We start from the raw sequence: 13,053 nt of genomic DNA, 5'->3' as shown, positions 1-13,053 counted from the left end.
TTAAAAAAAATCAGGTGCCATATAAAAAATATGAAGAAAAAAAAGTGCACTTTTTGGCGGGTATAAAAAAGCCCGTCACCAGTTTGACGGGCTTTTTCAGATTTTACAGCAAGAATAAAGACTCAGCTGTTGAGTTGTGCAATTAGATCCGATTCATCCCAAATCTCAATGCCCAGTTCCTGAGCTTTAGCCAGTTTCGAACCCGCCGCTTCACCTGCAACCAGTAAATCTGTTTTTTTAGAAACACTGCCAGTCACTTTCGCGCCCAGCGCCTGAAGTGCTGCTTTGGCATCTGAACGACTCAGTTGAGACAAGGTTCCGGTGAGTACCACCACTTTGCCCGCCAAAGGCAACGCAACATCTTCGGACGGTTTTTCAATCTCCGGCCATTGAATCTCCTGGGCCAGCAAATCTGTAATGACTTCCCGATTGTGCGCTTCACGGAAGAAGTTATAGACATGTGCCGCCACTACAGCGCCAACATCCGGCACTTCAATCAATTGCTCTTCAGAAGCAGCCATCACCGCGTCCAGCGTCAGGAAATGATTGGCCAGGTTCGCAGCGGTTGCTTCGCCCACTTCACGAATACCCAGTGAGTACAGGAACCTTGGCAATGTCGTCGTTTTTGCCGCCTGAAAAGCATCCACCAGCTTCTGCGCCGATTTCGGTCCCATACGTTCCAACCCCGTCAGCTTGCCGGCAGAAAGCTTAAACAGATCGGCGGGGGTGGCAACCATCTCTTTATCAACCAGTTGCTCAATCACCTTCGTCCCGCAACCATCCACATCCAGTGCTTTGCGCGACACAAAATGTTTCAGGGCTTCTTTACGCTGCGCCTGGCAGATCAGCCCACCCGAACAACGGGCAACAGCCTCGCCTTCTACACGTTCCACCGCAGACTGACACACCGGGCACTCAGACGGAAATTCGATTGGCTGAGCATCTTCTGGCCGGCGGGACAACACAACCGAAACAACCTGTGGAATCACATCGCCAGCCCGGCGAATAATCACCGTATCACCAACCATGACCCCCAAGCGGGCAATTTCATCGGCGTTGTGCAGGGTTGCGTTGCTCACTGTCACGCCACCAACAGAAACCGGCTCCAGTTTCGCGACCGGGGTAATCGCCCCCGTACGGCCCACCTGAAATTCAACGTTGTTCAGTACCGTCAGCTCTTCCTGAGCCGGAAACTTATAGGCAATCGCCCAGCGCGGCGCTCTGGCAACAAAACCCAGCTGCTGCTGCTGGACAAGGTCATCAACTTTGATCACAACGCCATCAATTTCATAACTCAGTTGCTGACGTTTTTCGCCAATCCCCTGATAAAAATCAATCACATCTTCCAGGCTGTGCAACAAACGTGTTTCCGGACACATCGGCAATCCCCAGCCTTTCAGCTGGCACAAACGCTCATACTGACTGCCGGCCAGTGCTGCCCCTTCAACCACACCAACCGAATAGGCGTAAAAACTCAGAGGACGTGTCGCCGTAATTCGTGGATCCAGCTGTCGCAGGCTACCTGCCGCAGCATTTCTCGGGTTGGCAAAAGTCTTCTCACCTTTCTTCACAGCCCGGGCATTCAAATCTTCAAAGCCCTGCTTGGGCATGAACACTTCACCACGCACTTCTAAGCGTGCAGGCCAGTTATCCCCTCTCAGTTTCAGCGGGATGGCCCGAATAGTTTTGACATTCGCCGTAATATTTTCACCGGTCGTGCCGTCACCACGTGTTGCGGCCTGGACCAACACACCATTTTCATACATCAGACTGACCGCCAGGCCATCCAACTTCGGTTCACAGCAATAAGAGACCACAGCACTGGCGGCCAAACGCTCCGTCAGACGACGGTTGAAGTTTGTCAGATCTTCATCAGAAAATGCGTTGTCCAGAGACAGCATCGGTAATTCATGGCTCACCTGAGTAAATGCAGCCAGAGGCTCTCCCCCCACACGCTGGCTTGGTGAGTCTGGTGTCACCAGTTCCGGATGCTCAGCTTCCAGCTTCAGTAACTCCTGCATGAGGCGATCATATTCAGCATCCGGTAACTCTGGGTTATCTTCTACGTAATAAAGATAACCATGGTAAGTGAGCTGTTCACGCAGAGATGCCAACTTTACTTGGATGTCTGTCATTCTTTTTTCCTACATCAATTCTTGTCGCAAAAACCATCGGGTATTGCCCCTGAATTGCCGGCCAGCCTGTCATGCCCACGGCTGACAGTCACACAACCCGATCGTTTCTGATGCTTTATTCTCAACATTTAGGGCCCCAATCAGGGGCCCTAAAACGTATTCACAACGCAAACGGTATCATCACAGATACTGCTTAGCTTTTTCCCGGTATGCTTTCAACCGCTGCGGCGTAATCAGATTGCGTTCATGATCCAGAATATCGGCCCCCATGTCATCAGCAATACGCTGCACCGTTTGCAGCATCAGATTGAAATTATCATCTGCACGACCATGACAAGGCAGCATCAGGTAGAAGGCAACCCCAGGCGTGGCAAAATCTTCCAGTTGATCCTGAGGAAAGTAGCCAGGGCTGACCATATTTGCCACAGTGAAAAGGGCAGGACCTGTCCCGGCCAGATCAGCATGGCGATGATAAACAGAATTTTCGCCATAAATCAGATGATGTCTTTCCAGGCACTGGAATAACTTCACACCGGTCAGTAATTCGCCACCACGGGCATGTACATTCAGCACCAGAAAATCCGGCTCAGTCTTGGCCTCTTCTGCCGGCACCTCGGGTTCAGTCACCATCTCTGGGGCCATCGGCTGTTCCGGTTCAACCTGAACGTCCTCAATCTGGCCACCCTCAGCTTGTTGTATCTGAGCGACCGGTTTCGTGATAGGTTGCTCTGTGGAAATCAATTGCGGCTCCAGCTGTACCTGAGGCTGGGCAACGCCAGGTTCTGCCTGATCTTCAACCTCAGGGATAACCGTTTCCTGTACAGGAACCGATGCCTGTACCGAAGCGGCCGCCTCAGGTTGCGAGCCCGGAACGATCTCGGAAGAATGTTCTTCCGTTTTTGCTGTCACAGGGGTCGATGGGGAATCGAATAAAGGATCGATGGCCAGTTCATCACCAAAATGCAGCTCTGGCTCTTTACGCGCCGGGCGTTTGGCAGGCCCTTCCGGTTCTGCCCCATTGGCGATGACCCGGACAGAACCGATACCGTCCTGATCGAACCCTTCGTTATCTTTCATCTTGCCTTCGTCCAGACGACCAATTGGCTTTTCACCAAACTTGGCGGGCTTGTCCTTCCGGCTCGACCACAACCCGTGCAACAGAAGTGCAGAGATAGCCAGCACTCCGACAATAATTAGAACCAGACGCAATTCCTGCATTATGAGTACTCTGAATAACTTGTTTACCTGACAATTTACCTGACAAAGTCGGCCTGAAACTGTGTATCTGTCTATCTAAAGCACTGGCTAAAGCACTGGGCTGAAACATCGGGCTTCGGGGCAGACCTGACTGAGCGTGCCACACCTGAGAAATTTTTGTTGTAACCAGGATCGGTTTTGTTGTCCTGGAACCCTATCTCACGAAGGTATCGTCCTAATGTATCAAAACTCAAATCCTAAAGAGAAGTTCAAAGTTGTGATTGATGTCATATAGTGCATCTGAGCACAAAATTCCATCAACTGACTGGCATCTCCAGCTCGCCGGGTCTATGACGGCAGATTGATTACACCCAAAAGAAACCGTTACTATGCCTGCATCAATATCCTGTCGCCTGAATACACAATAACAGGATAGTTCTTAAGGAGACTGGCAATGCCAAATACTGCTTTAAATACAACCCCAATCGGTGGCGCGGGCTATTTTTTCCGTGGCATTTCACTGGCGATGCAGCCGGGAACCCGCCGCTTTGTGGTCATCCCCTTACTGGTCAACATACTGCTTTTTGGCGCTGCCTTTGGTTTCGTTCTGACACGACTGGATGATTGGATTACCAGTTGGCTGGAAGGGTTACCAGGCTGGCTGGACTGGCTCTCTTATTTGCTCTGGCCATTGCTGGCGATTGCCCTGCTGGTGGTACTTTCTTACTTTTTCAGCACAATCGCAAACTGGATTGCCGCGCCATTCAATGGGCTGCTGGCCGAACACCTGGAAGCCAAACTCACCGGTGAAACGCCACCAGACAGTGGGCTGAAGGATATGCTGAAAGATTTACCCCGCATTCTGCATCGCGAATGGGTCAAACTGAAATACTACCTGCCCAAAGCGATCGGATTGCTGATCTTGCTGTGGATCCCGGCAATCGGACAAACCCTCGGGCCTGTCCTGTGGTTTTTATTCAGTGCCTGGATGATGACCATTCAATACGTCGACTACCCGTTTGATAATCACAAAATCCCTTTTATTACGATGCGGGATGCACTGAAACAGTACCGGGGTAAATCCCTGAGTTTTGGCAGCCTGGTCATGCTATGTACCATGACGCCCATTCTGAACCTGTTCGTCATGCCAGTTGCAGTCTGCGGCGCAACCGCCATGTGGGTAGATCACTATCGAAAACCGATGATTAGCCTCTAACTGGCTGCGCCCTCCCCAACGGCAATAACACAGATAGAGGTAAGCTGTTTCGCTTCCTCTATCGATTCCTCCACACGACGCCATCCCTTCCCACGACGGTCTAACGATAAATTCGGTGGCCCTGTTCACACCTTTTCTTATAACTCTAAGATATAACAATAAATTACTTTCCAATATACAGGCAGCGATTATGCTTGGACTATCATCTGTTGATAACGTGTCACCAAGGAACGACAAGCATGAGTAAGATTTACGAAGATAATTCTCTGACCATTGGTAATACCCCGCTGGTACGCCTGAACCGAGTCAGCAAAGGTAATGTTCTGGCCAAAATTGAGGCCCGTAACCCAAGTTTCAGTGTCAAATGCCGTATCGGCGCCAATATGATTTGGGACGCGGAAAAACGTGGTGTTCTGAAACAAGGTGTGGAGCTGGTTGAACCAACCAGTGGGAACACTGGGATTGCGCTGGCATTTGTTGCCGCTGCCCGGGGTTACAAACTCACCCTCACCATGCCAGAGAGTATGAGCCTGGAGCGTCGTAAACTTCTCAAAGCACTGGGTGCCAACCTTGTTCTGACCGAAGCACCGAAGGGGATGAAAGGTGCCATTGAGAAGGCAGAAGAAATTGTTGCCTCAAATCCGGAAAAGTACTTGCTGCTACAGCAGTTTGACAACCCGGCTAACCCTGAGATCCACGAAAAAACAACCGGTCCAGAGATTTGGGATGCGACGGATGGTGAGATCGATGTATTCGTTTCTGGTGTCGGTACCGGCGGTACGCTGACTGGTGTCAGCCGCTATATCAAGCAACAGAAAGGGAAAGCGATGACCACAGTGGCCGTAGAGCCAGTTGAATCCCCTGTGATTACTCAGGCTCTGAACGGCGAAGAAATTAAGCCTGCGCCACACAAAATTCAGGGGATCGGTGCGGGTTTCATTCCGGGCAACCTGGATCTGGCACTGATCGACGAAGTCGAGCGCGTCAGCTCTGAAGATTCGATCGAAATGGCTCGTCGTCTGATGGAAGAAGAAGGCATTCTGGCGGGGATCTCTTCGGGTGCAGCTGTTGTCGCTGCCAACCGAATTGCAGAACGTCCGGAATTCGCCGGGAAGAACATTGTTGTCGTGTTACCAAGCTCAGGTGAGCGTTATTTATCAACTGCACTATTTGCAGGCATCTTTACTGAAAAAGAAACCCAACAGTGATCACAAAATTGCCATTTTTGATAAGCAATTGTTAATGTCAAGCCCCCCATCGGGGGCTTTTTTATTGCTTTTTGACCTTACCTTTAATATAAATCGACCACGCTTTTATTTTCAGCATCGAAATAAAGGGGCAAAAATTGACCTGGTCGATGTTTGCTGGGTGATAAACCACTTAGAATGGAACCCAGAACGACACTAAATCAATGTAATGAATGTGAAATTAAACACCTAAATTAGCAAGCTTTGGCTATTGGGATTAAGATTACCTTCAGTGCATGATTATTACATTAGACGATATCAAGAATCGGGGTGAAAAATGTATCAGAAGCAAGTTGAGATTACTGCAGAAAACGGCCTACACACTCGTCCTGCTGCGCAGTTCGTAAAAGAAGCAAAAGGCTTTGACGCGGACATCACTGTTACTTCTAACGGTAAAAGCGCCAGTGCAAAAAGCCTGTTCAAACTGCAAACACTGGGCCTGGTCAAAGGCACTATGGTCACCATTTCTGCTGAAGGTGCGCAAGCACAAGAAGCTGTTGACCACCTGGTTGCCCTGATGGATCAACTGCACTAATCAGCCGCAGTACAAAAATTCCCTACTAGTTGTTTGTTAATTTTAAGGTAAGGCTATGATTTCAGGTATCCTGGCATCTCCTGGTATCGCTTTTGGTAAAGCGCTGCTCCTGCAGGAAGAAGAGATTACTCTAGATAAGTCACCGGTTTCAGCCGATCAGATCGACAAAGAAATCGAGTGCTTCTTCAATGCGCGTCAGAAATCTTCTGAACAACTCGAAGTTATCAAAGAAAAAGCAAGAGCGACCTTCGGTGAAGAAAAGGAAGCTATCTTTGAAGGCCACATCATGTTGCTCGAAGATGAAGAGCTTGAAGAGGAAATCATAGCCTTCATTAAAGAAAACAAAGCGACAGCTGCCTACGCCATTCACGCTGTGATTGAAGAGCAGGCAATGACGCTGGAATCCCTGGATGACGAATACCTGAAAGAGCGTGCAACGGATATCCGTGATATCGGTAACCGTTTCGTGAAAAACGCACTGGGTATCAATATCGTCAACCTGAGTGCCATCAATGAAGAAGTCATTCTGGTGGCCAACGATCTGACGCCATCTGAAACGGCTCAGATCAACTTGAATTACGTGTTAGGTTTTGCCACGGATATTGGTGGCCGTACCTCACACACCTCCATCATGGCACGTTCTCTGGAACTGCCAGCGATTGTGGGCACAAACGACATCACCAAACAAGTCAAGAACGGCGACATGCTGGTTCTGGATGCGATCAACAATCAGATCGTCATCAATCCGACTGATGGTGAAATGGCGAAGTTCAAAGCCATTCGCGATGAATTTCAGGCCGAAAAAGACGAACTCGCTAAACTGAAAGACCTGCCGGCAATCACACTGGACGGTCATCAGGTCGAAGTCTGCGGTAACATCGGTACTGTCAAAGACTGTGACGGCGTCAACCGCAACGGCGGTGAAGGTGTGGGTCTGTACCGCACCGAGTTCCTGTTCATGGACCGCGATGCGCTGCCAACTGAAGACGAGCAGTATCAGGCGTACAAAGACGTTGCAGAAGCCATGCAAGGCCAGGCAGTCATTATTCGAACCATGGACATTGGTGGCGACAAAGATCTGCCATACATGGATCTGCCAAAAGAAATGAACCCGTTCCTGGGTTGGCGTGCCGTGCGTATCAGCCTGGATCGCCGCGACATCCTGCGCGCTCAGCTGCGTGCGATCCTGCGTGCATCTGCGCATGGTAAATTGCGTATCATGTTCCCGATGATTATCTCAGTTGAAGAAATCCGTGAACTGAAAAACGAGCTGGAAACCTACAAAGCAGAACTGCGTGAAGAAGGCCTGGCATTCGACGACAGCATTGAAGTCGGCGTCATGGTTGAAACACCGGCTGCCGCTGCAATTGCGCACCACCTGGCCAAAGAAGTTGACTTCTTTAGCATTGGTACAAATGACTTAACCCAGTATACTCTGGCTGTTGACCGTGGTAACGAACTGATTTCTCATCTGTATAACCCAATGTCACCAGCTGTTCTGACCGTCATCAAGCAAGTGGTTGATGCTTCCCATCAGGAAGGCAAATGGACTGGCATGTGTGGCGAGTTGGCCGGTGATGAACGCGCAACTCTCCTGTTGCTTGGTATGGGTCTGGATGAGTTCAGCATGAGTGCGATTTCTATTCCACGTATCAAGAAAGTGATTCGTAACAGTAACTTTGCTGATGTAAAACTAATGGCTGAGCAAGCCCTTGCTCTTCCAACAGCTGCTGAAATCGAAGCACACGTAGAGACATTTATCGCAGAAAAAACCATCTGCTAAGATAGCAGCAGATAGAATAACAACGCTTAGGAGCAACGCTATGGGTCTGTTTGACAAATTGAAGAAACTGGTTTCTGACGACACCAATGAAGCTGGCGCGATTGAAATCATCGCTCCGCTTTCAGGCGAAATCGTCAATATTGAAGACGTGCCTGATGTTGTCTTTGCTGAGAAAATCGTTGGTGATGGCATCGCTATCAAACCTGCTGGTAACAAAATGGTTGCCCCAGTCAACGGTACTATCGGTAAAATTTTTGAAACCAACCACGCGTTCTCTATCGAGTCTGATGACGGTGTAGAGCTGTTCGTACACTTCGGTATCGATACTGTTGAACTGAAAGGCGAAGGCTTTACCCGCGTGGCAGAAGAAGGTCAAACCGTGAAAGTGGGCGACACCATCATTGAGTTTGATCTGGCTGTGCTGGAAGAAAAAGCTAAATCGACACTGACTCCAGTTGTGATTTCTAACATGGATGAAATCAAAGAGCTGAGCAAGCTGTCCGGTGCAGTGACTGTTGGCGAAACACCAGTACTGCGCATCAAAAAGTAAGGCTCCCTGAGAGACTGAAAGCTAACATGAGAAAGCCGCCTGAAGAGGCGGCTTTTTTGTCTCTGAAAATTAGCCGGAAAAGTATCAGAGTTGCTTCAGCATGGCTTCAGACGGCACGAAGAAGTAGCCCCCAGTCACGGCCTGGGTAAAATCCAGTAACTTATCTGTCTGACCATCTTTCTCGCCATACATGCTGTTGAGCATTTCCCGGAAGTTACGCTGCTCAGCACAATAGGCAATGAACAACAGACCGTGATCACCACTCACCGTCCCATAGGGGAGGCTGTGCCGGACAATCTTCAGACCTTTGCCGTTTTCTTTCAGATCGACACGACCCACATGAGAATTCTCTGGGACATCATCCAGCTCCACAGAGTCAATCTTGGTGCGTCCGATGATTTTCTCTTGCTGGTCAACGTTCACAGCATGCCAGGCCGGCAACTGATGCACGAAACGCTGTACCATCACGAAGCTTCCACCCGAAAATTCGCCATCTGGGATAATCGCAACCTGACGGCGTGCTTCCTGCATTTTTGGATTCTCCGTTCCGTCAATAAAACCGGTTAAATCCCGGGCATCGAGATAACGAAAACCATGAGTTTCATCCAACAGCTCTACTTCAGAAGAAATCGGCTGTAAAAAGCAGCTCAGCAGATGGAAATTCAAGTCATGCCGATTCGAATGGATATGCAGCAGAATATCCCCGCCCGTCGCCGGAGCGGTGACATCACCACTCCCCAGTGGGATAAACTCTTCAAAATCTTCCGGGCACCCCAGCTCAAACTGCTGCCAGAACCCTTTCCCAAACCCGATAGCCAGGTGAATACCGGCACTCACATGCTGATGGTTCAGCTTTTTCACAGTTTCCAGGAGCCCCTGGCACTGGCGGATCACTTTTTCTTTGTTTCCGACCAGGTTGAATACACAGACTAAAGAAAACGGACCTGCTTCTGGTAATATGGCACTTTGTGGCGTCACCTTCATTCTCCCATGATTGTCTCGTTCTGCATTTCAAATCCCTGACACTGCAACCCAATATTGCAACGCCCAAGACTAGAAAATGATGATAGTCGGTTCTGAGTTAAACATATTGATCATCAACAGCCAAGACAGGATTACATGTAACATTGTGAATCAATTGAAGGGGCTATCTTGGCATGGGCGGCATCGCCATTGACGAGAGAACGGAGAGATAACAAAAAGCGCCGCAAAAACGGCGCTTGGATTCACAAGACTTCCCTATCCTGTTGGGTCACTCATGCAATCGAGATTAAGCTGACATCACAGCCACTTGTAACTTCACTGAATTGAGGGCATCGTCTGCACAGGTCTCGAATGACGCCGGTGTATCGAGTCCTGTCGAAATCACCGGTGCAGCCAGAACGCGCCAGGCACCGTCATCCAGCTGTTCCTGTATCTTAAAGGCGATTTTCACTTCCTCGGCCGAAACTTCCAGCAACTCAGCGCTACCGGAAAACTTCCGTCGTTCTCCTTCAGAGGAGCCAAAAATAACCGTCTCTTCACCAGGCAGCAACTGTAAAGATGTTGCGACCGATTGATGGTAACCGGCGCTGGACAGTTCCAGGTTCACATTCAGCAACCAGTCTGCCATCGCCAGTGGGCTCAGTAAGGCACTAAAAAGCACCACGCCTCTCCCAAAATCATTCATCAGACACTTTCTCCATAGGCTAATTGGCAAATGTATGTCTGACCCGGGAACTCCGTACCAGATAGGCCATCAGCCAGAGCGATAACAGCAACGTCACGGCTGCCGGCCAGCTAAAGGCGCCTCTCATTAATGTCAGATGGTACACTTGCAATACAACATCAAGGGCATAAGTCATCAGCAGAATCGGTCTGCCATATCGCCATAGCCCGTTCACTATTTTGTTTTTTTTATGTCTCAGTCCACTCAGCCACATCAGGATAACCGCTGGCAAACCGAGTCCCATCAACAGATAAAGGCTCTGCGTCTGGGGGAAAAACAGCTGTAACAAATTGGCGCCCTGCGCCTGACTTGCTCCGGCCATCACAAACGCGCCCCAGCCCCTTGCACTGAACAGCATGCTCAACCATAACAAGCCTGAAGGTTTCAGCTGGCCATGACTGTCATAAGCATCAATCGAATACATCTGTCCTTCGCTCGGAGTATTGAACAACGTATTTATTTTTTTCGACAATAAATGATATGGATCAATAGGCAAAGATATAGACGTTCGTTCTGCGTTATCACGCACGAATATTTTGCCTAACCTGCAATCACGATCACGCTTTTACGTATACTTAACAAACAAATCGTCTGAATCAGTTTTTATATCTGAAATGAACCAGGCTATTTCTCTGAGAATTGATGATATTTCATTGACTTGATAGGCTTAGTGAACGACTTGGGATCCTTTCGCAACTGAATACCACTTCCGAGATTGTAGGAAAATTCCTACAAATCATCTCAAAGCCTGCTTTTGAAGGATTCCGGGATAAAATGCTTACTTCACATGATATTCATCGCCAATGAGAACGCTATGAGCAAATCAGCCAACAGCCCATCGCCAGAGACACAGACAGAGGCGCTACAAATCGCCAGAGCCACGCAGAAGCCCGGTCAGACCAAAGAACAGACCAAGCTGATCGCCCAGGGCATCCAGAAAGGGATTGAACTCTATAAGAAACAACAAAAAGCAAAGGCAAGGGAAAGAGACAAATTTCGCAAGAAGCAACTGAAAGAAAAAGCCGCATCCGTCAATCACGGTCATACGCCCCAGGATGATGCAGAACCACAAGTGATCATCAAACACAGCCTGCTACCCTGGTTGCTTTTGGCGGTGTCATGGTGTGGCTTTCTGGCCTGGCAATTTTTCAGCTGATTCGGATCACACCCGCCCACTTGATAATAATTTGCATTTGCAACTATACTTATCCATAAACTTTAAAAGGATAAGTCGATGACGCGGCGAGTGTTTCAAATGATTTGCCTGTTGGGGTTGTCCAGTATCGCTTTACTTCACCTGAGTGAAATCTGGTTCTCTGGCCCAACCCGACCAACCGCCTTCCTGATTGAATGGCTGCCACTATATGCCGTCTGGAGCATTCAGCTGGCAATCAGCTGGTGGCAGCCCAATCAGCGAGATGCTTAAGATTAATGTTCCTGTTTATCTTTCCCGAATGATAGCAGCCACAAAGACACCACGGCGACGGCAAGGAAGCCGGTCAGAATGATCACAGGCATCGCAGCGTAACCCAAAACATGCCAGATGACAGATTCCAGTGTACTCATCTTCCTTTCTCCTTATTGCCAGCCTTCAACATCTTTCATGTCAGGCAGCCGGTGTGCAATTCCTTTGTGGCAATCCACGCAGGTTTTATCCCCTGTTGCCAGTGCCTGAGAGTGCTGTTTCACCGCACGTTCCCCCTGCTCTGAATAATCCATAAAATCAAATTCGTGGCAGTTACGGCACTCTTTCGAATCGTTCTTCTTCATACGGCTCCATTCCCGGTGAGCTAAATGTCCCCGCCTTTCCTGAAATTTTTCCTCGGTGTTGATTGTGCCCATCGCAAACGCAAACAGCTCTTTGGAAGCCTGCACTTTCCGGACAATTTTGTCCGTCCACTCATGGGGCACATGGCAGTCTGAACAGATTGCCCGTACACCAGAACGATTGGAATAATGAATCGTAGAGCGAATTTCCTTCACAATCGGTGCATGGCAACCGGAGCAAAAGGCTTCCGTATTCGTCGCTTCCATCCCGGTGTTAAAGGCCCCCCAGAACAGCAGGCCGCCCATGAAACCCAGAAACAGTACCAACCCTGCGGCAGCTTTACTCGGCGATTTCAGACGGCACCAGAAACGCTTCATGATGTTCATAACTGGCTCCGTCGTTATTTTTCTTCCAAAGCGTCAACACGTTTAAAGGTGTTGTCGACCAAAGGCGTTGCATCTGCCTGAGGCACATGGCATTGCAGACAGAAATACCGACTGGGAGAGACATCTGATAACACCTGTCCCTGACGCGGCGAACGGTAATGCGTCACGCTGATTTTTGTGGCTCCCATTTCGTTGGCATATTTCCAGCTATGACAGGACAAGCACTTATTGGCATTCAGCGACACTTCATAATTCCGTATCGTATGAGGGATCAAGGGCGGCTGGTACACATAGTCACTGTCAATGGGTTTGCCATCCTTCGGATATTTTTTCCAGCTTTCTCCGGGAAAAATATCTTTAATTTCCGTTTGCCCGCGCAGGGAATGCAGACCGCCATTTCCCCCCACCAACGCGTCATTTTCTGCACTGACCTCGGCACTGGCGGCCTCAGCATGGGCAGTCCCCAAGGCAAGCAACAGCACCAGCAGCCCACCCGTCCATTTGTTCGTAATTTTCATGAGCAGCTCC

The 13,053-nt window shown here is 49.3% G+C and carries 15 protein-coding genes; 7 read left to right on the top strand and 8 right to left on the bottom strand.

Annotated elements, in window-relative coordinates; all coding sequences use genetic code 11:
• Nucleotides 1-122 precede the first annotated feature (122 nt).
• Both ligA and zipA read right to left on the bottom strand, forming a co-directional pair.
• Nucleotides 123-2,135 (bottom strand): NAD-dependent DNA ligase LigA, encoded by a 2,013-nt coding sequence (gene ligA, locus EA58_RS02040; protein ID WP_036748401.1) that lies wholly within the window; start codon nt 2,133-2,135, stop codon nt 123-125.
• 180 nt (nt 2,136-2,315) lie between these two features.
• Nucleotides 2,316-3,353 carry a cell division protein ZipA gene (gene zipA, locus EA58_RS02035; protein WP_051641847.1) on the bottom strand — a complete coding sequence of 346 codons (1,038 nt, stop codon included), beginning with the start codon at nt 3,351-3,353 and terminating at the stop codon, nt 2,316-2,318.
• 433 nt (nt 3,354-3,786) lie between these two features.
• Here zipA and cysZ point away from each other — a divergent pair, with 433 nt between their 5' ends.
• The 5 genes from cysZ to crr all read left to right on the top strand — a co-directional run bounded on the left by cysZ (nt 3,787) and on the right by crr (nt 8,663).
• A complete protein-coding gene (gene cysZ / locus EA58_RS02030; RefSeq protein WP_036748398.1) occupies nt 3,787-4,548 on the top strand; it encodes a sulfate transporter CysZ in 762 nt (253 codons plus the stop codon).
• Between the two features lie 239 nt (nt 4,549-4,787).
• On the top strand, nt 4,788-5,756 hold the full coding sequence (gene cysK, locus EA58_RS02025; protein ID WP_036748395.1) for a cysteine synthase A: 969 nt from the start codon (nt 4,788-4,790) through the stop codon (nt 5,754-5,756).
• 316 nt (nt 5,757-6,072) lie between these two features.
• Nucleotides 6,073-6,330: an HPr family phosphocarrier protein gene (locus EA58_RS02020; protein ID WP_036748393.1), complete on the top strand. Its 258-nt coding sequence runs from the start codon at nt 6,073-6,075 to the stop codon at nt 6,328-6,330.
• Nucleotides 6,331-6,385: 55 nt separating this feature from the next.
• Nucleotides 6,386-8,113, top strand: coding sequence for a phosphoenolpyruvate-protein phosphotransferase PtsI (ptsI, locus tag EA58_RS02015; protein WP_036748391.1), 1,728 nt, complete (start codon nt 6,386-6,388; stop codon nt 8,111-8,113).
• A gap of 40 nt (nt 8,114-8,153) precedes the next feature.
• Nucleotides 8,154-8,663 (top strand): PTS glucose transporter subunit IIA, encoded by a 510-nt coding sequence (gene crr / locus EA58_RS02010; RefSeq protein ID WP_036748389.1) that lies wholly within the window; start codon nt 8,154-8,156, stop codon nt 8,661-8,663.
• A gap of 84 nt (nt 8,664-8,747) precedes the next feature.
• On the opposite strand, the gene EA58_RS02005 is transcribed toward crr, so the two are convergent.
• The 3 genes from EA58_RS02005 to EA58_RS01995 form a co-directional block, all read right to left on the bottom strand.
• Complete coding sequence (locus EA58_RS02005) at nt 8,748-9,641, bottom strand: Dyp-type peroxidase (protein WP_412177930.1); 894 nt, start codon at nt 9,639-9,641, stop codon at nt 8,748-8,750.
• A 292-nt stretch (nt 9,642-9,933) separates the two neighbouring features.
• Entirely contained in the window at nt 9,934-10,332 is a 399-nt protein-coding gene (locus EA58_RS02000; RefSeq protein ID WP_036748384.1) for a hypothetical protein, read from the bottom strand.
• Between the two features lie 19 nt (nt 10,333-10,351).
• Complete coding sequence (locus tag EA58_RS01995; RefSeq protein ID WP_036748382.1) at nt 10,352-10,795, bottom strand: DUF2919 domain-containing protein; 444 nt, start codon at nt 10,793-10,795, stop codon at nt 10,352-10,354.
• Between the two features lie 390 nt (nt 10,796-11,185).
• On the opposite strand from EA58_RS01995, the gene EA58_RS01990 reads away from it, so the two are divergent.
• Complete coding sequence (locus EA58_RS01990; protein WP_036748380.1) at nt 11,186-11,527, top strand: DUF2956 domain-containing protein; 342 nt, start codon at nt 11,186-11,188, stop codon at nt 11,525-11,527.
• A gap of 78 nt (nt 11,528-11,605) precedes the next feature.
• A complete protein-coding gene (locus EA58_RS01985; RefSeq protein WP_036748378.1) occupies nt 11,606-11,797 on the top strand; it encodes a hypothetical protein in 192 nt (63 codons plus the stop codon).
• Between the two features lie 2 nt (nt 11,798-11,799).
• Here the strand turns inward: EA58_RS01985 and EA58_RS21250 are convergent, their stop codons facing one another.
• From EA58_RS21250 to EA58_RS01975, 3 genes are read right to left on the bottom strand one after another with little or no spacing between them, the layout of a single operon-like run.
• On the bottom strand, nt 11,800-11,937 hold the full coding sequence (locus tag EA58_RS21250) for a TIGR02808 family protein (RefSeq protein WP_081819530.1): 138 nt from the start codon (nt 11,935-11,937) through the stop codon (nt 11,800-11,802).
• Between the two features lie 12 nt (nt 11,938-11,949).
• The gene (locus EA58_RS01980; protein ID WP_036748374.1) at nt 11,950-12,525 is read right to left on the bottom strand and encodes a NapC/NirT family cytochrome c; all 576 of its coding nucleotides are present in this window, start codon (nt 12,523-12,525) and stop codon (nt 11,950-11,952) included.
• 14 nt (nt 12,526-12,539) lie between these two features.
• Entirely contained in the window at nt 12,540-13,043 is a 504-nt protein-coding gene (locus tag EA58_RS01975; RefSeq protein ID WP_036748857.1) for a nitrate reductase cytochrome c-type subunit, read from the bottom strand.
• Between the last annotated feature and the right edge of the window lie 10 nt (nt 13,044-13,053).

The sequence above is a fragment of the Photobacterium galatheae genome (assembly GCF_000695255.1).
Lineage (GTDB): Bacteria > Pseudomonadota > Gammaproteobacteria > Enterobacterales > Vibrionaceae > Photobacterium > Photobacterium galatheae.
This window is presented reverse-complemented; position numbering and strand designations above follow the sequence as displayed.